15 protein-coding genes are annotated in these 24162 nt (G+C 62.9%); 8 read left to right on the top strand and 7 right to left on the bottom strand.

Annotated elements, in window-relative coordinates; genetic code table 11:
- Positions 1-61: 61 nt before the first annotated feature.
- Genes I7X18_RS27485 through I7X18_RS27475 form a run of 3 tightly spaced genes read right to left on the bottom strand, consistent with a single transcriptional unit; the run spans position 62 to position 2921 of the window.
- Complete coding sequence (locus I7X18_RS27485; protein WP_193045618.1) at positions 62-859, bottom strand: enoyl-CoA hydratase/isomerase family protein; 798 nt, start codon at positions 857-859, stop codon at positions 62-64.
- Entirely contained in the window at positions 856-1719 is an 864-nt protein-coding gene (locus I7X18_RS27480; protein ID WP_193045619.1) for an enoyl-CoA hydratase-related protein, read from the bottom strand. The genes I7X18_RS27485 and I7X18_RS27480 overlap by 4 nt, the downstream gene beginning before the upstream one ends.
- Positions 1716-2921 carry an LLM class flavin-dependent oxidoreductase gene (locus I7X18_RS27475; protein ID WP_193045620.1) on the bottom strand — a complete coding sequence of 402 codons (1206 nt, stop codon included), beginning with the start codon at positions 2919-2921 and terminating at the stop codon, positions 1716-1718. The genes I7X18_RS27480 and I7X18_RS27475 overlap by 4 nt, the downstream gene beginning before the upstream one ends.
- A gap of 327 nt (positions 2922-3248) precedes the next feature.
- On the opposite strand from I7X18_RS27475, the gene I7X18_RS27470 reads away from it, so the two are divergent.
- Entirely contained in the window at positions 3249-3887 is a 639-nt protein-coding gene (locus tag I7X18_RS27470) for a TetR/AcrR family transcriptional regulator (protein ID WP_193045621.1), read from the top strand.
- 454 nt (positions 3888-4341) lie between these two features.
- The gene (locus I7X18_RS27465; protein ID WP_193045622.1) at positions 4342-5103 is read left to right on the top strand and encodes an SDR family NAD(P)-dependent oxidoreductase; all 762 of its coding nucleotides are present in this window, start codon (positions 4342-4344) and stop codon (positions 5101-5103) included.
- A 318-nt stretch (positions 5104-5421) separates the two neighbouring features.
- Here the strand turns inward: I7X18_RS27465 and I7X18_RS27460 are convergent, their stop codons facing one another.
- Both I7X18_RS27460 and ilvB read right to left on the bottom strand, forming a co-directional pair.
- Positions 5422-6858: an MFS transporter gene (locus I7X18_RS27460; RefSeq protein WP_193045623.1), complete on the bottom strand. Its 1437-nt coding sequence runs from the start codon at positions 6856-6858 to the stop codon at positions 5422-5424.
- Between the two features lie 959 nt (positions 6859-7817).
- Positions 7818-9620, bottom strand: coding sequence for a biosynthetic-type acetolactate synthase large subunit (gene ilvB / locus I7X18_RS27455; protein ID WP_193045909.1), 1803 nt, complete (start codon positions 9618-9620; stop codon positions 7818-7820).
- Positions 9621-10385: 765 nt separating this feature from the next.
- Between ilvB and I7X18_RS27450 the strand changes: the two genes are divergently transcribed.
- The gene (locus I7X18_RS27450; protein WP_193045624.1) at positions 10386-12719 is read left to right on the top strand and encodes a thiamine pyrophosphate-binding protein; all 2334 of its coding nucleotides are present in this window, start codon (positions 10386-10388) and stop codon (positions 12717-12719) included.
- 1 nt (position 12720) lies between these two features.
- Positions 12721-13854 carry a 2-oxo acid dehydrogenase subunit E2 gene (locus I7X18_RS27445; protein ID WP_193045625.1) on the top strand — a complete coding sequence of 378 codons (1134 nt, stop codon included), beginning with the start codon at positions 12721-12723 and terminating at the stop codon, positions 13852-13854.
- A gap of 318 nt (positions 13855-14172) precedes the next feature.
- Here I7X18_RS27445 and I7X18_RS27440 read toward each other — a convergent pair whose 3' ends face one another.
- Entirely contained in the window at positions 14173-15114 is a 942-nt protein-coding gene (locus I7X18_RS27440) for a LysR family transcriptional regulator (RefSeq protein ID WP_193045626.1), read from the bottom strand.
- A gap of 80 nt (positions 15115-15194) precedes the next feature.
- On the opposite strand from I7X18_RS27440, the gene ilvD reads away from it, so the two are divergent.
- The 3 genes from ilvD to I7X18_RS27425 all read left to right on the top strand — a co-directional run bounded on the left by ilvD (position 15195) and on the right by I7X18_RS27425 (position 19087).
- A complete protein-coding gene (gene ilvD, locus I7X18_RS27435) occupies positions 15195-16907 on the top strand; it encodes a dihydroxy-acid dehydratase (RefSeq protein WP_193045627.1) in 1713 nt (570 codons plus the stop codon).
- Positions 16908-17016: 109 nt separating this feature from the next.
- Entirely contained in the window at positions 17017-17694 is a 678-nt protein-coding gene (locus I7X18_RS27430; RefSeq protein WP_193045628.1) for an MBL fold metallo-hydrolase, read from the top strand.
- A gap of 214 nt (positions 17695-17908) precedes the next feature.
- Entirely contained in the window at positions 17909-19087 is a 1179-nt protein-coding gene (locus tag I7X18_RS27425; protein ID WP_193045629.1) for an aminotransferase class I/II-fold pyridoxal phosphate-dependent enzyme, read from the top strand.
- Between the two features lie 196 nt (positions 19088-19283).
- Here I7X18_RS27425 and I7X18_RS27420 read toward each other — a convergent pair whose 3' ends face one another.
- The gene (locus tag I7X18_RS27420) at positions 19284-22784 is read right to left on the bottom strand and encodes an indolepyruvate ferredoxin oxidoreductase family protein (RefSeq protein ID WP_193045630.1); all 3501 of its coding nucleotides are present in this window, start codon (positions 22782-22784) and stop codon (positions 19284-19286) included.
- A 170-nt stretch (positions 22785-22954) separates the two neighbouring features.
- Here I7X18_RS27420 and I7X18_RS27415 point away from each other — a divergent pair, with 170 nt between their 5' ends.
- The gene (locus I7X18_RS27415; RefSeq protein WP_193045631.1) at positions 22955-24064 is read left to right on the top strand and encodes an RsbRD N-terminal domain-containing protein; all 1110 of its coding nucleotides are present in this window, start codon (positions 22955-22957) and stop codon (positions 24062-24064) included.
- Positions 24065-24162: the final 98 nt, after the last annotated feature.

Below are 24162 nucleotides of genomic sequence, written 5' to 3'. Positions count from 1 at the left end.
CCCGCTTTTCGTGCCACCATTTTCAGCCCTAGTCCTCGGCGAGATTGATTTAGCTATTGTTCTATTGTGTGGCGGCGATCGAGGCCTTGTCGCGGTTCCAGCCAGCGCGTAGCCCCGCGGCGACAGGATCCTCGAAATAGTCTGCGGCGGCGGCGATCGTGTTGGCCAATGAATGCTCATCTCGCTCGTCACTGGGGTTGTTGACGCTGCGCTTCAATGCGCGGTAGAGCACCGGCGCCTTGGCGCCGGCCTCGCGCGCCGCGTGAATGGCCGCGGGAAGCAGTGTGGCAGGTGTCTCCAGCCGTTCGACCAACCCGATACGAACGGCTTCGTCGGCGGGGAACAACTCTCCCGACAACACCATTCGCCGGACGGCCTGCGCGCCAAGAAGAAGCGCGGCGCGCTGGAGACCTTTATCAGCGGGTAACAATCCGTGGTTGATCTCGGGAAATCCGAACGTGGCGTTCGGGGTCGCCAGGATGGTGTCGGCGAAGAGGGCCAGCTCCATGCCACCGCCCACGCAGTGTCCGTTGACCGCAGCGATGAGCGGTCGAGGGAACCGATCCATGGCGACGAGCAGTGCATGAAAGTCACGCATCCGCCCTTCGATTTCCTCAGGGCCGGTTCCCTCGAGCTCCTTGATATCGCCTCCCGCCGTGAAAAAGCGCGCACCCGCGCCGGTGAGGACCACCGGCGCAGGTGCTTCGTGGGAAGCCAGTTCAGCGAAGAATGCGCGCAGACCGACAACGAGGCTGCGGTTCAGCGCATTCGCGGGTGGCCGATCGAGGGTGACGATAAGGACACCGGAATCGTCGACACAGGTCGCCCCGGGGATCTGAACGGGTGAGGGCCTCGTCATGCTCGGCTTGCGACTCCCTGTGCCGGTGCAGGTGCAGACTGGTCACCGTAGGCGGAAGGAAAGCGCGTGGGGCGACGGTCGCGGAAGGCCTGCCGCGCCTCCAGGTAGTCGGCACCTGCAAAGTTGAGCGTTTCAAGAGCGGCGGAGAGCTCATGTTGGGGGAATGCGTTGGTGAGCCATCCGGCGTTCAAGGACCGCTTGGTCCATTGGATGGCCCGCTGTGAACCCAGGGCGAGGTCATCGGCAATCGCCAGAGCACGTTCGAGCACCTTCTCCCTGGGCTCCACGACACTGACCAATCCGTTGCGTTCGGCTTCGATTCCGGTCATACGCGCCGATGTGAGCTGGTAGTACTTCGCTTTGGCCATCCCGACGAGAAGGGGCCAGATCAGCGAAGAATGGTCGCCGGCGACCACGCCGACCCGGGTGTGTCCGTCCATCAGAATGGCGTCTTCCGCGGCGACGCTGATGTCGGCGAGCAGCGCCAGGGACAGGCCCCAGCCTACGGCCGGGCCGTTGATGGCTGAAATGATCGGCTTATCCATGTTCAGCATCGTCAAGATGCGCCGGCGTTCGGTCTCCATGAGCACGATCGCCTCTTCGAGCGACGGGTCAGGTTGGGCTACGTCCATGCCCGTGCAGAAGCCGCGGCCGGCGCCGGTGAATACGGCGACTCGGGTTTGTGGGTCGCGGTCAATGTCGAGCAGGAGGTCTCCCATCTGCTCGAACATCGGCATCGTCAGCGCGTTCAGTTGCTCGGGCCGATTGAGCGTGACCAACAGAACGCCGTTGGGTTTGCGTTCGATCAGGAACTCTTTCGGGTAGCGCGAGTAGATGTCGCCGCCGTTGTGGGTGCTCATCGGGCCGCACCCGCCCCTGCGCTTGCACCACTCATGGCCTGTTCTTTGTGATTCATGTTCTCCTCGAATTCTTTTTGTTCGGCATAGTGGGCAGGACGGGCGGCGCGGATGTCGGCCAAGATGGCCTCCGGAGTGCGTGCGACGCCACGCGGGTTCTTGAACTTCGGGATGACGTACTTACCGAAGAGTTCGATGGACTTCATCAGCTCTTTGTGGGGCAGGCCGTCGATACGCATGACCAACGAGTCCACACCGAGGTCGGCGAAACGTTGCACCTGAGCGACGCAGTCGTCGGGATCGCCGACGATGAAGCCGGAGGAATCTTCGAACATGTAGCGCTCGTCGTTGAAATCGAGATGTTTGACAGCACCCATGTACTGGTAGTCGCTGGACAGCTTCGACAGCCGCTCGTAGGCGTCGGTGGCCAAGCCAATCGTGTCCTTGAGCCCCCGCGCCCAGGTGCGGGCCTCTTCGCGGGTTTCCGCGCAGTGCATGCCGCCACCGATCGCTACCAGCCGTTCTGCCTGCAGCGGATAGGTGTGCGTCGCGGCGGCCAGAGCGTCGTCGTACACGCGAATCATGCTCTCGAGGAAGTCGAAGCCGAGGTAGTAACCGCCGATGATCGCGCCGATGCCCAGCTCAGCGGCCGCCCGCACCGATTCGGGGCTTCCGGTGGCCATATGTATCGGTGGGCAGGGTGCCTGAATGGCTTTAGGCACGAGACTGCGGGGCGGGATCTTGTAGTGCTCGCCGACGAACGAAAAGACGTCGTTGTGCAACGCCCGACGGATCACCTCGAGGCCTTCGAGCTGCTGTGACTTGTTCTCACTCGGTGACACTTCGAATGCGCGCAAGGCGAGTGTGGTGTTGCCCCGGCCGACACCAAGTTCGATCCGCCCGTTGGACAGGATGTCTTCGGTGGCCAAGCGTTCGGCGACCCGAAGCGCGTGATTGATCCGAGTCGGAAGCAGCGTGACCAGGTGCACAAACCGGATCCTGCTGGTCAGCGCCATCAGATACGGATACAGCACCTCCGGTGCGGACGTCGTCGCGGTGCCGATCGCCACATGCTGTTCCGAGGTGCCAAACGCATCGAAGCCCACCTCCTCGGCCAGGAGCACCTCATCGATGAGCTCGCGGTAGCGGTACTCGTATGAGGCGCCCGGCGCTGTCTCACCCTCACTCATGAATATGAATCGCATCTTCCCGTCCCTCCACTGTGTGAATATTGATTAACGTAAAACGCATAGGCTGCGCTGTCAAGACCAGGGGGGTATAAGCCCTAAATGATTTGCTAGACAACGCTATTGAACGCCAAGACCGTGGACTTTGATGTTCGGCGGTGCGTTAATCTTCCTCGCCGGGGGCCTTTAGGGGGTCGCGTCCGTTGAGCGATGGCACGCGCGAAGCGCCTGCGTGGTGTGGCGGAGGCAGCGTTCGTGGCTCAAACGGTTGGTAGCGTCGGCGCAGCTGCGGGTAATTCCTGTTAATGGAAGCCGGGGTGTCGTGCGCAGGTAGGGTAGGCACCTATGACGTTGTCGGCACCTGCGAGCGCTGGGGATGGGCCCCTGCACGCGGGTGTACCGCAGCCCCGCGGCTCGCGACGCAAGTTGCTTCTCGACGCTGCCGCCAACCTGTTTCTGCACCATCCGTATGACTCGGTGACGGTGGGCATGGTCGCGACCGAGGCGGGGATCTCCGGTCCGGGTCTCTACCGTCATTTTCAGAACAAGCAGGCGTTGCTCATCGCGGTGGTCGAAGAAGGTTTGCAGGAGCTCCATCAGTTTGCCCGCGCTACTGTCGACAGTGAACCTGATCCGCGTGCAGCGTTAGAGACGATCGTGGATTTTCATGTGAGGTCCGTGATCACTGACCCGCCGAGATCGTTGATATTTCTGAAGAACGAGTATGCCCTACCCGACGCTGAACGGCGAAAGGTTCGACGTGAGATGAATCTGTATGCGCAGGAGTGGGTCTTGCTCGTCATGCAGTTGCGCCCGGATCTCTCGGAGCCACAGGCCCGCCTGTTGACACAGGCGGTATTTTCGATGCTCAACTCGGTGGCCACCCTCAACAAGGGATTGAATCAAGAAGACATCGTCGCCACGATGTCCACGGCGGCGATACAGGCGCTGACCTCTCATTTGCCGGGTTGGTCGGCCGGCTGACGTCACCGTCGGTCACTGTTTGTTGCGCGAGCTTCGATCGGTCTCGGGTGCCGCGCTCACGAGTGGATGATTGACGCAACTCCTCTAGGGCGGGGCACGTCTTTGCGGCAGCTGTGAATTGGGCTCATCACGAACCTCGTGAGCTAACGGTCGCGCCAGTTCACGCACAGTGGCTTCCAGCGAACTGAGCGGTCACGCCAGCCGCGCCGGGTGTGGTCGGGCAAGGCCGGTCCGGTACACCCCTTCGCAACCTGAGCCAGGTACGAACGCGCTCGTTGTCGGACAGCGTCTGGACGCCGATGATCGACCGCCAAAGCTTCAGTGTCACTGAGCCTTTGGCCTGGCCCTGTGCGTATGCTCGTCAGTGGCGCCCGCGCCTGCGGCCCCACGAAGGGCCAACGGAGTGCCTAACCTCGCCAGACCCCTGTCGGCCGAAGAATCCTGAGGAGCCATTGTGAGTGTTCTTGATCTGTTTCGACTCGACGGCAGGGTCGTCATCGTCACCGGCGCGTCGTCCGGTCTGGGGGTGGCGTTCGCGAAGGCCTTCGCCGAAGCCGGTGCTGATATCGCACTCTGCGCACGGCGATCTGAAAGGCTCTCCGACACCGCCGCTCTGGTCTCGGCGGCTGGGCGGAGGGCCTTGCCGATCCAGACCGACGTCACGGACCCCGCCGCCTGTGCGGCACTGGTCGATGCCACGGTTGACCAGTTCGGCAAGGTGGATGTGTTGATCAACAACGCCGGTGTCGGAACCGCCGTACCGGCGACCCGCGAGACCCCCGACGAGTTCCGCCGAGTCGTTGACGTCAACCTGCACGGGTCCTACTGGATGGCGCAGGCGTGCGGCCGAGTGATGAAACCGGGTTCGTCGGTGATCAACCTCGCCAGTGCCTTGGCGTTCACCACCGCCGGTCTGCCACAAGCCGCGTATGCCTCCTCGAAGTCCGCTGTGATCGGGTTGACCCGAGATCTTGCCCAGCAGTGGGGCTCTCGCAAGGGCATTCGCGTCAACGCCCTGGCTCCGGGCTTCTTCAAGTCGGAGATGACCGACGAGTACGAGCCGGGCTACCTTGATGCGCAAATGTCACGGGTGGTCCTCGGCCGCACCGGCGAACCAGCCGAGTTGGCCGCGACTGCCGTCTGGCTGGCCTCGGCCGCCGGTGGCTTTGTCACAGGGCAAACCATCACCGTAGACGGTGGTCTCACCATCACTTGACAACGCCCGGACTCGTTCGCGCATACGTGCGAGATCCATGGCCCAGTGCCAGCGGCAGCCGATACTGCAGACCAAAGATGCTGTGGCTGTGAGCGTTTACCAGTACGGGCCCTGCACCCCCTCGCGGACGAGCCAGTTAGCATCTCTTTGCCCCGGGGCAACGCGCACATCGGGCAGGGCCTCCATGCACAGCGCTCGGCACGTTGGCCCCTGTAAAGCATCGGCAGGGATAGAGGCCAGTTCTGGCTGATCGCGTTGAGAACTCGGAAAACGGCCTATCAGCCTCGGGTTCTTCCCGGGGCTGATAGGCGTGAGGTGCTATGCAGCAGCACGTTTCGGGGTTCCTACCGCCAGCACAAGTGCCAGGACGACAAGAGAGAGCGCACCGGAGATTGCCCACGAGGTGCCAAAAGCACTCCACGGCGGCGCCGTATCCGCGGCAGCACCGTCGACCGTGAGTACGGCGCCCGATACCTGGGCGCCGATGGTTCCGGCCACGGCCTGGATGGCGAAGTTCAGCCCATTGAACTCGGTGACCTTGTCAGCCGGCACACCGCTGACGACGAGGTTCAATGATTGAGTCATCGAGACGGTCAGTCCGAAGGTGACGAGCAAGGTGGCGACGAAGACGATGACGATGCTGCCGCGTTGTCCCAGCGCCAGCATCACTACGGCGCCAGCCAGGATCGAGATCGGACCGATCGACGACGCAAACCGCGAGCCGATTGCTCTGTCCAACACGGAAATCAACGGCGCCGTGAGCCCGATCAGAGTGGTCGAGACCAGAATCGCGGCGGTGACCGTTGCCGATTCGCCTAATCCGTAGCCGGTTGATGCCGGCAGCTGGGTCTGCATGGGAACACTCACAAGAGTGGCGTTAATGCAGAAACCCGCCAAGAACATCAGGCCCGACGCAGCGACAACGGTAAAACTGCGCATCAGCCGGAGATCGATCAATGGATCGTCGACGGTGAGCTCGACGCGGATGAACAGAAGAAACCCCACAAGCCCAGCACTCAGGAGAAGGAGGAACCGAGGCGACAGCCATCCCCAAGCGGGCGCGAACGTCAATGCCAGCAACAGGGCGGCTAGGCCGAAGGCGAGAAGAACACTGCCGGCCACGTCAATGGAAGCATTCGCCCCGCCATTCTTCAAGGAACGCGGGACAAAGAACCACACCGCGAGAATGCACCCGCTCAGGGCAATGAGCGGTACCCAGAACAGCCATCGGTAGGACAAATGATCGGCGATAGGCCCAGCGACCATTGTTCCGGCTGCCGTACTGCCGTAAATGGCCGCGACCATGAAGCCGTTCGCGGATTTCGTACGGGCTTCGGTCTGGGTATCGCGAATGACGCCAATAGCCAACGGGACGGTACTCAGGCCGACACCTTGGAGCAGTTGGCCTGCAATAAGCATCTCGATTGATATCGATAAGGCAGAGATGAGGGTTCCGATAGCGACTATGGCGAGCACCCCGAGAAGTGCTCGCCGCTTATCCCAGACCTCGCCGAGCCTGCTCACGATGGGTGTGGCGATGGTTCCTGTCAGCAGCACTCCAGTGAGAACCCACGAGATGGTGGACCCGGGAACTTGAAACTGCTCCTGTAGGATCGGGAGCGCCGGCGGAGTCACCGATTCGTTGAGACCTTTGAAGGCGGCGACACAGGCAATTGCCGATGCGAGAATCGCTCCCGCGCGGGCTCGCTTGTCGGCGTGCGAAGCGTCTGCGACGCGCGAATCGTGTAGAGACATCAACTGCTCCCTTTTTGATGGTGTATGCAAGTCGGCTGGGCGGGCGGCTGCTGAGTTGGCCGGGGTGCGGCGTCGATGAAAACCCTCGTTAGGTGTTCGTGCTCTCAGGTACCGTGTAAGCGTTGTGCAGAAGCGCCCCTTGTGGGGGGTCCGGAAAAACGAAGTGGCCTGGATTCGTCGGGCTCGCGGGTAGCTTCCCTTTTACTTCTGGGCCGTTGTGCTTGTCACACGTATTATCGCGTCCGATCGGGCGCAAGCCGGAGTCCGGAAAAACCCCGGGGCTGTTGTCGCAGCGTGTTGATTCTCTACGCGTAGTGCCGGATTGTCGGCGGTCTGGTCTGCTGCGTCCGTCTCGATTGTGTCCTGGGACGGGGCCACGGTCGTTGTATCCCCGTGGAGTGCGAGGTGTGGCGAGAGTTGACTCGCTTGACGACGATCCACATGTCACGGTGGCTCTCTTTCGGGTGTGACTCTGGATTAACCTAGGGGCGCGATGTGATGTTGTCAACACTCGAACCCAGGGGGTGAGACTTGTGGGGATAGGACCTTTGCATTCCCTTTTGGCAGCATCTTTCGCGATGCTGGCGGCTCGGATGTCCACACAATCAAACGTGCTGCAAAAGTCGAATCAGTTCCGCTAGCGTTAACATCGATTAACTTTTGCCCCGAGTTCAGGTGCGTGGCCGGCGCTCAGCGCGTCGCCGCCTCAGGCTGGGGACCTTGGTCGATTACCCACTGGCGGAGGGCAATCCGTGACAGGATCTACCTTCAGCGGTGGGGGTGAGCATGACAGTGCGGTCTTGGCCTCAGTCTGCGCCTAGTTGCACCGCGCCAACCGCTCAAAGCTCAGTGGTGTAGAGCAATGCGGTGAGTGAGCGCCGTGATGGGTTCGCGCCGACTATCGTGCGTAGCGACAGCAGGACACCGCCCCGGGCCGGGGCCAGGAGGTTCTGTAACAGTTAGTCCGCGTCGGTGAACAGCGGCCGGACACCCCATGCGGCCATGACGTGATCGTTGCTGATTCCTGCGGCTACCATCGGCCATACCAGCGTGTCATCGTTGACGATGAAGTCGATGACCACGGGTCGGTCGGTCACTCGCTGCGCTTCAGCGATGGTCTGTGCGACGTCGGCCTCGCGATCGCAACGCAGGGCCACGCAGCCCAGGCCTTCTGCCAGCGCAACGAAATCGGGGATCCGGCGGGAATGCGTGGCTAGGTCGACTTGGGAGTAGCGGCCGTCGTAATGGACTGCCTGCAGTTGTTTGACCATCCCGAGATTGCCGTTGTTGATGAGCGCAACTTTGATGGGGAGGTTTTCGGTGGCGGCCGTGGCAAGTTCACGGCACGTCATTTGGAAACACCCGTCGCCGTCGATAGCCCACACCTCACTGTCGGGGTGCCGGGCCTTCGCCCCCAGTGCCGCCGGGATGGCATACCCCATGGTTCCCATCCCACCGGAGTTCAGCCACCTCCGAGGTTCTGTGAAGTTGATGTAGTGAGCGGCCCACATCTGGTGCTGTCCGACGCCGGAGGTGAAGATGGCGTTTGGTCCCGCAGTTCGTCCTACGGTTTCAATGACCAGCTGCGGCGACAGCGATCCGTCGCCGGGCCGGCTGTAGCCGATGGGGTACGCGGCGCGCATCGACTCGAGATAACCTCGCCAGCTGGTGAAGTCGAGAGACTCCGCCAACGTGAGTGTCTCGGTGAGAGCTCGAATGGCCGGTTTGCAGTCAGCCGTCACCGCGACGTCAACTGCTCTGTTCTTACCAATCTCGGCGGGGTCGATGTCGACGTGGATGACGCGTGCACGTGGAGCGAAGGTCGACAGTTGCCCGGTAACCCGATCGTCGAACCGAGCGCCGAGCGCGATCAGCAGGTCGCTGCGCTGCAAGGCAGCGACTGCGGCAACGGTGCCGTGCATCCCGGGCATCCCGTAGTGCAGTCGATGACCATCAGGGAAGGCTCCCCGAGCCATCAAGGTCGTGACCACCGGAATGCCTGTCAGCTCGGCCAACTGCGTCAGTTCCTCGGAGGCATTGGCTTTCACCACCCCCCCGCCTACGTACAGCACTGGGGCACTGGAGTGCTGGATGAGTTCCACTGCGGCGCGGATAGCCGGCAGGCTCGGGCGGGTGTTGATCCGATAACCCTTGAGGGCGCGTCTGCGGGCCTGGTTTCCGGGCGCCGGGGCGCGCAGGATGTCCTCGGGAATGCTCACCACGACCGCCCCGGGACGGCCCGAGCCCGCGAGGTGAAAGGCATCGGCGAGTGCGGTACCAATTTCAGCGGGATCAGTCACCAGGATGTGGTGCTTGGTGAACGGCATAGTGAGGCTGACGACGTCGATCTCCTCTGAGACGCCGCAACCCGAGGACCTCCTGGAGGCGTGTCCGATCACGGCAACCACCGGCACAGAATCCAGGTGGGCGTCAGCCAGAGCAGTCACGAGGTTGAGCACACCGTGACCGGCATCGGCTATGCACACGCCGACGTCACCGCTTGCGAGCGCGTAGCCGGCGGCGGCATGCCCGGCGCCTTGTTCGTGGCAGGTAACGACGCGTCGGAGAGACCCTGAGGACTCGAGCTGTTCGCAGATCGTCCTGGTATGCGAGCCGCCCCGTCCGAAAACTATCCGGACGCCAAGTCGCTCCATCGTCTCGACCACGACACGAGCGCCGGTGGCCGACACCGGATGAGCTGCAGGGAAACCGCTGTACGGCCTGGTGGCGACGTCCCGATGCGATGACGTAGAGGTGCTCATCAAAACTCCACAACGGTAAGAGGGGTGGCCACACCGAGCCTTCGCGTCGAGATGCATTCGCCGGTAGGTCCGCCTTGGCAGACGATCCTGCCGCGGTGCGCGAGGGCTGCGGGCTGAACGGTAGGTGGAGTCAAGCACCCCGATTCTGCACCAGCAAGAGCGAGTCGTGAAGCCTGACATTCTGCGTAGGATCGGACACTTCCTGAGGCGGGGGATCATCAGATTGATCACCGAGTCGACCCGCAGGCTTTCGTTGGGAATCCGAAAAGGGATGCGTTGGCGGGGAGTCAGCCGGGTTCTCGCCTCATCGCCTCGGAGGCTGTTGATCGATACCGCACTCATCAGACAGCGCGCTGCCGTGGTGCGGCACGTCATGAGCCGGGCTCGAGCGGTGCTGCAGGACGGCTTCGTGCCCTCCGCTGGCGCGTTGACCGTTGCCTCTGGGTCTTGGACGGGGGCGACAACAGGTGTCGGTGTCGGCGATGTAGGAGGCGGCTCCGCGGTTGGTGGTCAGGATGACCACCCCCGGGCTGTCGGCGGGGTGAAATGTGCACAGAATGCACACGACCGCGAAACGGACTTGCCCAGTGGGCATTCCAATGGTCGACTCAGGTGCGGGCTCTGCAGCGTCGGGCCCTGTCGCAGACGAGTTTGGCTCTGTTCGAACAGGACGGGCGTACCGGGCTGCTACCGCCATCACGACAGCTCGCGGAACGGTGGTGACGAGTCGGGCTCATCTGCAAACTCGCGCAAGGAGGAAAACTGATGCACGGCTCTCATCCAGTTGGCAAACTCGCCGTCGGTGCTGAAGCGCGTTCGCCTCTTCTGGAGATTGAGACGCGGCTGCTATGGCTAGCGACGTCGATCGTCCACCACGCCAACAAGGTACGGCCGAATCCATCAGGTCTGAAGGTCGGTGGACATCAGGCATCGTGCGCATCGATGGTATCGATCATGACGTCGTTGTGGTTCGACCAGCTTCAACCCGGCGACCGGGTTTCAGTCAAGCCGCATGCATCTCCGGTGCTGCACGGCATCAACTATCTCCTCGGCGAACTCGACGCGAAGTACTTGACCACGTTACGACAGTTCGGCGGACTGCAGTCCTACCCGAGCCGTGTGAAAGACCCTGATCCAGTCGACTATTCGACAGGATCGGTCGGTATCGGGGCGACCGCACCGATCTGGGGAGCAATAGCCCGGCGCTACGTGCATACTCAGATCGGGCCAGCAGGCAAAGGCCGTCAGTACTCGCTGGTGGGTGACGCGGAGCTCGATGAGGGTGCTGTCTGGGAAGCGATCCTGGATTCGTCGGTCGCAGAATTGGGCGAGATCGTCTGGATTGTCGACCTCAACCGCCAGTCCCTCGATCGCGTTGTCCCACACATCGCAGCCGATCGGCTTTCGGCGATGTTCGCGGCGGCGGGCTGGCAGGTGCTCACCGTCAAGTTCGGATCTCTGCTCGAGGCGTTGTTCACGCGATCAGGCGGGCCGGAACTACGCAGCCGGATTCTGGGGATGTCGAACCCTGAATACCAACGCCTCTTGCGCTGTGGTGCCGACGAGCTCCGCCGGCGCCTGCCCGGTGGGGGCCCAGAGGGTGCTGAAATCGCCGCGCTCATAGCTGATCTGGACGACGCGACGCTCTTGCGCGCCATCCGTAACCTCGGAGGCCACGACCTGGATGCGCTGCGATCGGCATACGGGCAAATCGATGACACGCGGCCCACCGTCATCATCGCTTACACCATCAAGGGTTACCGGCTACCCACTCAAGGGCACCCGCAGAACCACTCCTCGCTGCTGACCGTTAAGCAATACGATGAATTGGCCACTGAGCTCGGAATGGACCCCGCAGCGCCGTGGTCTCGATTCGAGGCGGGCAGTGCGCCGGCCGGAATCTGCCTGGCAACAGCGGACAGACTGCGCCGCGAGCCGATCAGCGTGGCCGAACCACCCGTGGTGCCTGCGGATTTGCGCCGTACACCGACCGGCATCGCGTCCACGCAGGCCGCGCTGGGGCGTGCCTTGCTGGACCTGAGCCGTCAAGCCCCCGATGCCGCGAAACGAGTGGTGACGGTCAGTCCCGACGTCAGCTCCACCACCAACATTGCGGGCTGGCTGAACAAGGTCGGCGTGTGGTCACCCAACGAGCGGCGCAACTGGTTTGACGACGACCCAGAGACCATCATGCACTGGCGGGAAAAGCCCACCGGGCAGCACATGGAACTCGGCATCGCCGAGACCAACCTGGTGGGTTTGCTCAGCGAGCTCGGTGCCACATGGAGCCGCTGGGGCCAGCCGCTCTTTCCGATCGGCGTGGTCTACGACCCTTTCGTGGAGCGAGCGCTGGAGCCGTGGTCCTACGGTATCTACGCCGGCGGCCAGTCCATTCTGGTCGGAACCCCGTCCGGGGTCACCTTGGCCGCCGAGGGCGGGGCGCACCAGTCCATCAAGACACCCTCGATCGGGCTGGAGCAACCCGGCTGCGTGAGCTACGAGCCGGCGTTCGCGGTCGACGTTGAGTGGACGCTGATGTCGTGCATCGGCCAACTGGGGCGCCCAGACGGCAAATCGTCCTACTTGAGGCTGTCCACACGGCCGGTCGATCAGACCTTGGCTGCGGTACCAGAAGACCCGGCAGCCCGCGAACGTCGCAGACACCAGGTGGTTGCCGGAGCGTATACGCTGCGCCGCGCCGAGGTGCCGGCCATCACCCTGGTCGGCATGGGTGCGGTGATGGTGGAGGTTCTTCTCGCCGCAGAAAGGCTCAATGCACAAGGCGTTGGAGTCGACGTAGTATGCGTGACCAGCCCAGGCTTGCTCTTCGAGGCGATGCAGGCACGTAGAGGTCTCGCAGACGGTCCATCATGGATCCTCGACCAGGTACTCCCGGCTCACCGTGCGGCCCCCATGGTCACCGTGCTCGATGGCCACCCGCACACGCTGGCGTTCCTCACTGGCATCAACAACGTGCCCGGAGCCGCGTTGGGCGTCAGCCGGTTTGGACAGGTGGGAACCCTTGATGACGTCTACCGTTACCACGGAATAGATACCGAAAGTATCGTGCGCGCAGCACTCGATCTGGTCGAAGGCTGACATGACACCTATCAACGGCACAGAGGAAGTCGTCTTGCCCTCGCTGGGTGAGTCAGTTACCGAAGCCACAATCACGCGGTGGCTCAAGGCTGTCGGAGACCCGGTTGAGCTTGAAGAACCCCTTGTTGAGGTGGCAACCGACAAGGTTGACACCGAGATCACTTCACCGGTAACCGGCATCCTGGCTGACATTCTCGAACCTGAAGACGCCCTTGTCGACGTCGGCACCACGATAGCCATCGTCAACCGCATCGGCGGCGACGCTCCTGCCCTGAGCGAGGGCCCGGACGGGCCGCCTGCGGGCTGTGCGGCCCCCAAAGAGCCCCCGCGCGCACCTGACAGTGTCGAAAGCTCGCTGCCAGAACAAAAGCCACCTTCGACACGACCTTCCGACAGTCGGGATAGTGGCCTTCTAGACCGTGTTGAAACACTTCCCCGGATTCGGCGAATCATCGCTGAGCGGATGGTTGCTTCGCTACAAACCGCGGCGCAAGTGACAACGGTGATCGAGGTCGACCTGACCGCAATCGCATCACTGCGTGCAGGGGCAAGAGCGGACTACCTGTCCAGGACTGGCTATAAGCTCTCGTTTCTGCCGTTCGTGGTGGCAGCTGCTGTTGAGGCGCTATCGGCACACCCGGTCATCAACTCCTCACTCAACGCGGACGGCACGGAAGTGACCTATCACGGCTTGGTACACCTGGGCATGGCAGTCGACAGCCCGAAAGGTCTGATGGTTCCTGTCATCAGGGATGCTCAGGCGCTGAGTATCACCGGTTTGGTTTCGGCCATCGCTGAGCACGCCGAGGCAGTCCGGTCAGGAAAGATCAAACCGGAGAGTCTTTCTGGCGGGACATTCACGGTCACCAACACTGGCAGCCGAGGTGCACTCTTCGACACGCCCATCATCAATCAACCGCAATCGGCCATCCTCGGCGTCGGTGCAGTCGTGGAACGCCTGATGGCACATCGCGATGCAGCGGGTAACCTACTCATTCAACCGCGTTCGATGGCGTATCTGTCACTCTCCTATGACCATCGGATTGTCGATGGTGCAGATGCTGCTCGGTACCTCACCACCGTCCGTCAGCGTCTCGAGCGGGGGTTCAGCGAAGCGGACCTGCAGCGAGGGTGATCCAGTTGCACGATGAGTCGGAGGCTCTACGCCCGACGTGGCCGTCTATTTCCGCCGCGGAGGAGCAACGGATGTGGGTGTTCGCTTCGCGGTGGGCACCCTTCGACGCTGAGATCGAGTACATCCTACCCGAATTCGGTGTGACACCAACGGAATTCTATCGACGCCTGCTCAACATTGCAGAGACCTCCTCGACTCTGGGACTCGAAGGATCCGACCGTTCACGTCTTGCATCGCTGTGCCGATCGAAGCTGGTGCAGCTCGGCGCCACATCGACACGAGACAGATGAAGACATGGGTGTTCTTGCATTCTGCGAGTCATGTTTTCACGGGCGGCGGATCGAGTTTGGTGACACCTGAATGCTGCGGACTGCACCGTTTCAGGTGGGTCAGAAAGCTGGCAGCGGCAGGAGATAGGCTCCGTGTTGTCGAATGCGCAACACCGAGAATCCTGGTCGCGTCACTGGCTTCGATTGGCACGCATGCGAGGTCCGTCAAATTGAAGCCGGCGATTTCCAACGATGGCAATGCGCTCACGCCGATGCCCGCGCGAATGAGGCCGCCGATTGTTGCGACGGTCGAAGGGTTGAATTGCTGCTTCACCGTCACGTGATGGCGGTCGAAGCAGGCGTCGGTGATGCGACCGATACTCGTGCCGCGGCGGGCTGCGATGAAGTTGGTGTCGGTGAAATCGGCCCATGTCATGGATTTACGTTGCGCCAAAGGGTGATCGCGTCTGGCTACCCCGAACATCGCCTCCTTGAACAGGGGCGTAAAGACGATGTCGTCGCCCAAACCATGGCGGGTCGTGACAGCAAGCTCGGCGGATCCCCGCGTCAACTCTGTCTGGGTTGCGTCGGCGGCTCCGTCGATGATGAAGAAACTCACCCCCGGGTGGTCGGCGAGGAACGCAGCAATCATGTTGGGAAGCAACATCGCTGCGACAGAAGGCAGTGTGGCCACGGCAACGGTCCCGGACTGCCCGGCCGCGTAGGTCGCAAAGCGCTCCATGCCGTCACGGAGCTGATCGACCACGGGTTCGATCACCCGCAGCAGCTCAGCACCAGCAGCTGTCAGCGCTACGCGGTGGGTGGAGCGGTCAAGTAGTTCCACGTGCAGTGTCCGCTCCATAGTGAGAATCGTGCGGGACAATGCGGACTGCGACACATGCAACTCTGCAGCTGCCGCGGTGAATTTCCCTGTCCGCGCGACGGCGCGAAAGCACCGCAGCTGCCGGAGCGTCAAGTCGGCCGGATACATGCCACGATTATGCTTTCAGATCATAAACATGAGCAAAGTTGGACTTGGACATCATAAAGCGCGCCTGAAACCATGTGTTTGTGCTCACATCAGACAGAAACCGCCGTGAATCCCTTCGCAGCGCCCGCGTCACCGCCGGATACGAACGTGCCCCCGCCCGGGCCATGCTCCGCGCAGTGGGAATGAACGACGATGACTTCGCACGACCGCAAATCGCTGTCGCCAACTCCTGGAACGAGTTGACGCCGTGCAACATGCCGCTGCGGCGGTTGGCGGCCAGCGCGAAGGCCGGCATCCGCAACGCCGGCGGATTCCCTCTGGAGTTCGGCACGATCTCGGTTTCCGATGTGATCTCGATGGGGCATCGCGGGATGCGTTTATCGTTGGTCTCTCGCGAGGTGATCGCCGACTCGGTGGAAACGGTATTCGAGGCGGAGGCCATCGACGGCGGCGTCCTGCTGGCCGGGTGCGACAAGACCTTGCCGGCGATGCTGATGGCCGCCGCCCGGCTCGACATCCCCGCCGCGCTCATCTACGCGGGTTCGATCCGTCCGGGATCGCTTCCTGATGGCACTGCCTGCACCATTCAGGACGTCTTCGAAGCCGTGGGGGCGCGTGCCCGCGGAACAATCTCAGACGCCCAGCTCGAGGCCATCGAACGGGCCGCCTGCCCTGGAGAGGGCGCATGTGGCGGGTTGTTTACGGCGAACACGATGGCCTCGGCGGCGGAGGCGCTCGGCATGTCGCTTCTCGGGTCAGCCTCTGCGCCAGCCGATGGCGAGACTCGAGACCAGGTAGCCGAGGCCGCGGGGCGCGCGGTGTTGCAGATGATCGAGCGAGGCGAAGGCACCCGGGACGTCATCACTCGCGAATCCCTCGAAAACGCCATCGCACTGGTCCAAGCGCTCGGCGGATCGACCAATGCAGTCCTACACTTCCTCGCGATCGCCAACGAGGCTCACGTGGAGCTGGAGATCGATGACTTCAATCGCATCGGCGCAAAAGTCCCGCACATCGCTGATCTCAAGCCTTTCGGGAGATATGTGATGGCGGACCTCGACCGAGTCGGCGGGGTTCCACTTGTTCTGCGGGCACTCTTAGATGAAGGTCTGATCCATGGCGACGCCCGGACCATCACCGGTCGCCCGATCGGTGAGGAACTGCAACAGCTGGTGGTGCAGAAACCGGACGGGCGCGTGGTGAAATCACTGGGCGAACCCATTGCCCCGATGGGAGGGCTACGTATCCTTCGGGGCTCACTTGCCCCGGAGGGCAGCGTCATCAAGACAGCCGGCAACCAACCTGCGGTATTCACCGGCCCTGCACTGGTATTCGAATGCGAAGAGGACGCGATGGGGGCCCTGCAGCGCGGGGACATCGAAGCAGGTGTGGTCCTGGTCATCAGGAACGAAGGCCCCAAAGGGGGACCGGGTATGCGTGAAATGCTGGCCATGACGGCGGCTTTGAAGGGGGCCGGGTTGGGGCCCAAGGTCGCTCTCGTCACCGACGGGCGGTTCAGCGGTGCCTCACACGGGTTGTGTATCGGACATGTCGCCCCCGAGTCGGCCGTCGGGGGCCCGATTGGACTCGTGCAGAACGGTGATGTCATCGCCATCGATGTCCCCAACAACTCGATTGAAGTCGAGGTCTCCGGAGACGAGCTTGCCTCGCGACGCTCCTCGTGGACCGCGCCGCAACTCAGCTCCGCTCCGGGAGTTCTGTCGAAGTACGCGGCGCTGGTCGGGTCGCCCTCACAGGGGGCGATCTGTTCGGCCCGTAATGCCGCCGTCTGACCGCGGTGCTGACACCGACATGCGGCTCGGGGGAAGAGTCTTCGCAACGTCCGCCGATAAGGAAAGTGCTTGCGCTGCAAGCAGTGTAACAAGGAGTAACGTGAGTGGCATGACTGTAATCGACCACGAGTACACCGGACATATCGAACCTGGCTCGGGAGCGCGCCGCACCCTCCCCGGAGCAACGGTGGTCAAGGTGTCGGTGGGCCCCACTGACAACAACGCCTATCTGGTCACGTGTTCTCACACCGGTGAGTCGCTGCTGATCGATGCCGCCAACGACGCCGAGACCCTGTTCGAAGTCGTCGGCGCGTACGGCCCGCATCTGGCGTTGATCGTGACCACCCATCAACATGCCGACCACTGGCAAGCGTTGGAAGCGGTCGCCTCGGCGACCAGTGCACCCACCGCGGCCAGCGAGCTCGACGGCAACGAACTTCCGGTGCGGCCAGCCCGAGTGCTCGCCGACGGCGACACTCTCACCGTCGGGAACCTGCACTTCGATGTCATCACACTGCGTGGCCACACGCCTGAGTCGGTAGCGCTGGCGCTCTCCGGCGATGCGACCGGCGGAATCACCCACCTGTTCACCGGCGACTGCCTGTTTCCTGGTGGGGTCGGAAAGACTTGGCAACCCGGCGACTTCGACATCCTGCTCGGCGACGTCACCACCAAGGTCTTCGATGTCTTCGACGATTCCACCATCGTGTACCCGGGCCATGGTGACGACACCACGTTGGGCGCCGAGCGCCCGAATCTCCAAGCATGGCGCGAGCGCGGCTACTGAGGTCCAGGCGCGTACACGACCAGCGCACTCGGTGTGTAGCCGCCAAACGTCGCCGCAACCGAAATGGCCTGCGCGCGACGTGAGTGGTGTCCACGTTGATCTCGAGTCGGTCGCCCTCGATGCCCAGCGCTTCCCGTCGAAGTCCCATTCCACGATGCCGCATGGTGCTGGCTCGTTCATTACGAGAGCTCGACGAGAGGAGAGCAGGACGGTCATGAGGAAGTTCACCGCCCAGCCCGCTATCCGCGCCCAGGTCGCACCGTTTCACGTGATGAAGGTGGTGTCGGCAGCCGCTGAACGTCAACGGGTTCTTGGCGACGTCGTGTCCCTGGCGGCCGGGCAACCGTCCAGCCCTGCCCCGGCCCCGGTCTTGGCGGCCGCCATGGACGCGTTGAAGGAACGTCCCCTCGGCTACACCGAGCAGCTGGGTTTGACGGACCTACGCGCGGCAATCGCCCGTCACTACCGGCCGATGTATGGCTTGGAGGTCAGTCGTGAGAACGTGGTCGTCACCACCGGAGCCTCGTCGGCGTTGACGCTCGCCATTCTGGCCGGCTTCGACGTGGGTGACCGTGTTGCCATTGTGAGGCCCGGATACCCCGCCTACCGAAACATCCTCTCCGCCCTCGGCTGCGAGGTCGTCGACCTTGTGTGTGACGCGGCGAGTGCTTTCCGTCCGACGGTAGCGATGCTCGACGCGCTGGAAACGCCGATCAAAGGACTGATCGTGGCGAGCCCAGCCAACCCCACCGGGTCGGTGCTCTCGCGAGATGAACTGTCACAGCTGGCCTACTGGTGCGCAATCAATGACGTGCTGTTGATCAGCGACGAGATCTACCATGGAATCAGCTTCGGCGAACCGCCGCACTCGGCATGGGAGTTCCATACTGAATCCGTTGTCATCAACAGCTTTTCGAAGTTCTGGTGTATGACCGGGTGGCGACTCGGATGGATGCTGGCCCCGGCCGGTTTACTCAGCGCCGTTGACACTCTGACCGGCAATATGTCGCTGTGCCCGCCTGCTCTGGCCCAGTACGCCGCGCTGCACGCTTTCACCGACGCGGCGCACACTGAATTGCAATCCCACGTCGAGGTGTATCGGCGCAATCGAGATATCCTCTTGAACAGGTTGCCCCAGCTGGGAATTGATCGCCTGGCACAAGCCGATGGTGCATTTTATGTCTATGCCGACATCAGCCATCTCGGCGAGCAGTCAGACCTGTGGTGTCGCCGCCTGCTGGACGAAACCGGCGTGGCCGCGGTGCCAGGAATTGATTTCGATCCTTGGGATGGGAAGCGCTTCGTCCGATTCTCCTACGGCGGCAGAACCGAGGAGATCGAAGAGGCATTGAACCGGCTTGCCGCGTGGCTGCCGAAGAAGCGGTCCCAGTGAGCAGCTGACAGTTTCAGCGCGAAGTTTCGTCACAGCGGAAGACCCCGACGATCGGTGGTGGTTGCCACCGACACGAGCAAGTCGTTCACCACCGCAAATCAGGCAAGCTGCCGGTGACGTCGCCATTCGGCCGGGCGGCTGAAGCGACTCAGACCTCGGCACGAAGACCACCGGTATGACTCGAAGGCAGTGCGCTTCAGGCGTGTGAACGTTGAGTGGTCAACTCCTGCAGAATCGCTGCCCGCCGCGACTGGTACTTCTTGAGCGACTCCATTTTCAGGCTTTCGTAACCCCGCACCAGTTCGGGCAGACCGGCCATTTCGAGAACGGCGTCGTACGTCGTGGGGGAGAGCGCAGTCATGGCGGTGGCCATGGCTTCGGTGTAGTCCTCGATCAGGCGCCGCTCCTCGCGCCGAACACCGTCGTATCCGAAGATGTCGAGGCGGGTACCGCGCACCTTTCGTAACCGATACAACACCTGCAATGCCGGCTTGGCCCGCCAGGCTTGCAGGCGGATCTTGTTCTTCAATCCCATGGCGCGCAGCAGTGGCGGATGCAGCAGGATCGAGTAGCTCGCGCCGTCACCGAACTCGTCGCGGATCTGGCTCTCGAGGATGGGGTCGAGGTGCAGTCGTGCCACCTCGTACTCGTCCTTGTAGGCCATGACTTTGAACAGATGACGTGCGAACGCTTCGGTGATCGCGGTGCTCTCGCCAATCGCCGCTGCCTCCGATCTGCGGATGTCGTCCACGTGCTGGGTGTACCGCGTGGCCCATGTGTCGTCTTGATAGGCCGTCAGTTCGTCCGCCCTGCGCTGGATGAGAGCACCCAGGGCGCTGGGAGCTGGGGAGGTGTCGACCGCGGAGCCCCCGTCGGCAACGTGCTGACGTCCCAGCCGGAATGCTGCGAGGTTGCGCTCGACCTGGACACCGTTGAGATCCAGCGCCCACTCCACGTCCTCGGGAGAGAGCGGAATGACACCGGACTGCACGGCGACACCGAGCAGGAAGATGTTGTCGTACTGGTCTTCGTCCAGAGCTGCGGTCCCGGTCACGGCGTGAGCGTCCACGAAGATGTTCTCGGGGCGCGCACCTGACCATTCGATACGAGCGGTCAGATCGTCGATCGCCGGGAAGAGTGTGGCGGTATCGGTCACCATTTGTCCGGTCGGGGTGATGGAGGTCGACACCACCGCGTAGGTGCGGTCCGGAGCCATCACTGCCAAATTCGTCTCTGTCGCGGCTACCAAGATGTCGCATCCCAGGTAGAGGTCACAGCCACCAGGCCCGATTTTGTTGGCGCCAGATATCTTTGACGTCGACATACGGATATCGGATACGACCGCCCCACCTTTCTGGGCCAGACCGAGTTGGTCGAGCCCCTTGACCTGGAGCCCGGCATGCGATGCTGCGGCGGCAATCACCTGCGCCACAGTCACCACGCCGGTGCCGCCGACGCCCGTGATGCGCATCGAGAAGTCCTCAGCCGTGACGCGCAGCTGAGGCGCCGGCAGCGTCGGCGTCGGCGTCGGTTCAGGTTTCGGCTTTGTTGCCGCGGATGACTGCCGGCGGAAGCGCCTATGCGATGCCTTGCGCGGAATGACTTCGATGAAGGAGGGGCAGTCACCTTTGAGGCAGGAGAAGTCCAGATTGCAGGAGGCTTGGTGGATCTCGGTCTTTCGGCCGAATTCTGTTTCGGTCGGGCGCACCGACAGGCAGCCCGACTTGTCGCCGCAGTCGCCGCACCCCTCGCAAACCCGTTCGTTGATGAAGATGCGACGGTTGGGTGACTCGACAAGCCCCCGCTTGCGCTTGCGGCGCAGTTCGGTGGCGCACTCCTGCTGGTGGATCAGAACTGTCACGCCGGCAGTTTGAGCCAGCTCTTCCTGCACCGTGATCATCTCGTCACGGTGGCGGATCGATACGCGTGCAGGCAGACGACGGCCAAACGCGCGACGGCTCTGCTTTGGTTGGTCGCTGGTGATTGCGATATGTGCGACACCTTCGGCGAGGAGTTCAGCGACGATCTGGGGGACGGCCATCTTGCCGATCGCCTGTTGGCCACCTGTCATGGCGACGGCGTCGTTGTAGAGGAGCTTGTAGGTGATGTGGGCGCCGCTGGCAACGGCGGCACGAACAGCCAGTGACCCCGAGTGGTGGTAGGTGCCGTCGCCGAGGTTCTGGAACAGGTGATCACGCGTGACGAAGGGAGCCATGCCGATCCACGCAGCCCCTTCGCCGCCCATCTGACTGTGACCGATCGACTCGCCGATCCGGTCCTCGGGCATGAAGGCGACCAGGGCGTGGCAACCGATGCCCGCGCCTACCAACGAGCCATCAGGAACCTTGGTGGAGCTGTTGTGCGGGCAACCGGAACAGAAGGAGGGACGGCGGGGCAGGATCGGCAGGAGCGTCGGTATCCGCCGTGCGGTCCGTCGTTCCAGCCATTCGGTTACGGAGGCGGGTCCCCCGTGGTCGCGGATGCGCGGGGCCAGTCTCGTCGCGATGTAGTCAGCAGGGAGGTCGCCGTCAGCTCGGAAGAGTTCGCGGCCGTGTTCGTCCCGCTTGCCGACGATGCGGGGCGCCTCGGGCCGCCCATAGAGAATGTCTTTGAGGGCGAGCTCGATGAAGGCCTTCTTTTCTTCGACGACGACGATGTCGCGCAGACCTGCGCTGAATGTGTCGATGATGCCCGGCTCGAGGGGGTGGATCATTCCCAACTTCAGGACCCTGACGCGGCTGTCGGCGAAGGCGGCGTCGGTGATGCCGATGTCTGAGAGTGCCTGCCGGACATCGAGATAGGTGGCCCCAGCGCAGACGATCCCGAGCTTTGCCGCCTGATCGCCAGTGATCCGGTTGAGGTGATTGGCTGCGGAATAGCGTCGTGCTAGCTCGAGGCGTTGGCGGACCTGCGTCGCCTCGAGCTTGCCGAGGGTGGGCTGCAGCAGGTGTCCCGTTGGCACGTGCTCGAATACCTTGCCGTCGAAGGAGGTGTCGGGAGTCACGGGCCGGACCCGGGCAGGGTCCAGGCGCACCATGCCGGAACCGTCGACGACGTTGGTCGCCAGCTTCATGGCAACCCACAATCCAGAGGCTCGTGACATCGCGATGCCGTGCAGGCCCAGCTCGAGGATGTCCTGTGGATCTGCTGGGGACAGACACGGCATCCCAAGTTCAGCTATGGCAGTTTCCGAACTGCTCGGCACCGTCGAAGATTTCGCTATCGAGTCGTCGCCCACCAGGGCGAGGACCCCGCCGCTTCGGTGCGTTCCGCCCAGATTGCTGTGCCGAATGGCGTCGGTCGCGCGGTCCAGGCCCGGTGCCTTGCCGTACCAGATGCCGACGACACCATCACCGATCCGGTCTGGCGAGGCGCAAGCAATCTGCGTCCCTTGGACCGCGTTGGCGGCCAGCTCCTCATTGACGCCGGGTTGGAAGATGACGCGGTGCTCGGCAAGCCGCTTCTTCTGCCGAGACAGCTGCAGGTCGAGCCCAGCAAGGGGCGAGCCCTCGTAACCGGAGACGAAGACGGCGACGTCAAGGCCGTTCTGTTGGTCCAGTCGCCGCTGGTCCAGGGGCAGTCGGACAAGCGCTTGAATACCAGAAAGGTGCACTTCCCCGTCGCGCAGATCGTAGCGGTCGTCGAGCGGGTCACCGCTGGCGATGGCGGGACCGCCGGCGGTTGCGTGAATCGCCATGAAAAATCCTCCACTGCACAGTTCTTGGGCTAATCCCTACTATGTGGGCTCGGGGCCACGGATATCTACGGGTATCACCCAGTTTTTGGCGACTAGGAGCGCTTGTGATTAGTGACAATCACGAATCGGAGATCAAGGGCTGGCACGCGGTGGAACACACCTTGAACGTCATGGTGGACGAGGTGTCCGCAATAGCGGAGACCGTCACGAGATCCATCCGCAGTGCCCAGCCGGTGTACGTGGTCATCCCGGAACCGGAACACCGCGCCGCTGTCGCACTACAGGTCCTCAACAGACTGCACGCGCTGTCCGAGCAACGAGGGCTGAGCTCATCCGAGCTGGCGGCGGCCACGGATCTTGCTGCCGAGCGGGCCGCCGGTGGGGTACCCATCGATGCGTTGATCGCTGCCTATCAGGTGGCCGATGCCGAGATCTGGCGAATACTGGTCGGTCGATCGACACCACCGATGATTCCGCTGCTGCCCCGCATCGGCACACTCATGTTCGAGGCGATCCGGGAGACGACCACGGTGATGGCGGGCGCCCACAGTAGGGTTGCCCGGGCCATCGACGGCGACAGAATCACTCTGGCTCACCAGTTCCTGGAGTGCGTGGAGGATCCCGAGCAACGAGCGGCGGCATCGGTCATCGCAGCCCGGCTACGGCTCGATCCGCGGGGCGATTTTGTCGGGCTGGTCTGGCTGCCCGGGCCGGGCGTCACGGAGTTCTCGGCGCATCGGAGCGTGCTGACGCTACCGCCGCACCTCGCGGCCGACGTGGTCAGTCGAACGGTGGCGGGCGGTCGGCTGGAGATGGTCACGCAGGCTGGGAGGCTCCTGGAGATTGTGACCCAGGGCCCGACCGAGGGAACGCTGGCAGGGCGTTGGGGAGTCGGATTGGCGCGCCACGGCTTGGCTGGCGCAGCGGAGAGCCTCGGCGATGCTCGACTGGCGTTCAGCTGCACGTCCACCCAGCGTCCGGTTCGCCTTTTTGAGCGCGACTGGCATGAGGCGATCCTGTTGGCTGAACGAGATCGGCTCCACGCGTTGCTGGCGGCGGCGGTGGAGGTGGCCCAGGCCAATCCCCACCTGGCCGAGACGGTGCTGGCGTTCGCGGAGGCGGATATGTCGATTGCAGCAGCGGCCCTCGCCGTCCATTTGCACGCCAACAGTGTCACCTACCGACTCGACCGCTGGTCTCAGCTCACCAGGCTGGACGTACGTTCGTTCATCGGGCTATCGCAGTCAGTCATCGCCTGCCGCCTGGCCGCCGTTGACTAGCCTCCGATGGAACCCGCTGAGGACAACGGCGCCGACGCAGGGATTGTTGGGAGCGTCAATCGACCCGCAGCCCGCGGCGCCCGCTTGGCGGTTTGGTT

The sequence above is a fragment of the Mycolicibacterium baixiangningiae genome, assembly GCF_016313185.1.
GTDB lineage: Bacteria > Actinomycetota > Actinomycetes > Mycobacteriales > Mycobacteriaceae > Mycobacterium > Mycobacterium baixiangningiae.
Note: the sequence above shows the minus strand (reverse complement) of the source record. Positions and strands in the feature narration are given on the sequence as shown.

Coding starts and splice junctions, on each gene's coding strand:
- I7X18_RS27485 (WP_193045618.1), bottom strand. CDS start 859: ATGACGAGGCCCTCACCCGTTCAGATCCCCGGGGCGACCTGTGTCGAC.
- I7X18_RS27480 (WP_193045619.1), bottom strand. CDS start 1,719: ATGAGCACCCACAACGGCGGCGACATCTACTCGCGCTACCCGAAAGAG.
- I7X18_RS27475 (WP_193045620.1), bottom strand. CDS start 2,921: ATGCGATTCATATTCATGAGTGAGGGTGAGACAGCGCCGGGCGCCTCA.
- I7X18_RS27470 (WP_193045621.1), top strand. CDS start 3,249: ATGACGTTGTCGGCACCTGCGAGCGCTGGGGATGGGCCCCTGCACGCG.
- I7X18_RS27460 (WP_193045623.1), bottom strand. CDS start 6,858: ATGTCTCTACACGATTCGCGCGTCGCAGACGCTTCGCACGCCGACAAG.
- ilvB (WP_193045909.1), bottom strand. CDS start 9,620: ATGAGCACCTCTACGTCATCGCATCGGGACGTCGCCACCAGGCCGTAC.
- I7X18_RS27450 (WP_193045624.1), top strand. CDS start 10,386: ATGCACGGCTCTCATCCAGTTGGCAAACTCGCCGTCGGTGCTGAAGCG.
- I7X18_RS27445 (WP_193045625.1), top strand. CDS start 12,721: ATGACACCTATCAACGGCACAGAGGAAGTCGTCTTGCCCTCGCTGGGT.
- I7X18_RS27440 (WP_193045626.1), bottom strand. CDS start 15,114: ATGTATCCGGCCGACTTGACGCTCCGGCAGCTGCGGTGCTTTCGCGCC.
- I7X18_RS27430 (WP_193045628.1), top strand. CDS start 17,017: ATGACTGTAATCGACCACGAGTACACCGGACATATCGAACCTGGCTCG.
- I7X18_RS27425 (WP_193045629.1), top strand. CDS start 17,909: ATGAGGAAGTTCACCGCCCAGCCCGCTATCCGCGCCCAGGTCGCACCG.
- I7X18_RS27420 (WP_193045630.1), bottom strand. CDS start 22,784: ATGGCGATTCACGCAACCGCCGGCGGTCCCGCCATCGCCAGCGGTGAC.
- I7X18_RS27415 (WP_193045631.1), top strand. CDS start 22,955: ATGGTGGACGAGGTGTCCGCAATAGCGGAGACCGTCACGAGATCCATC.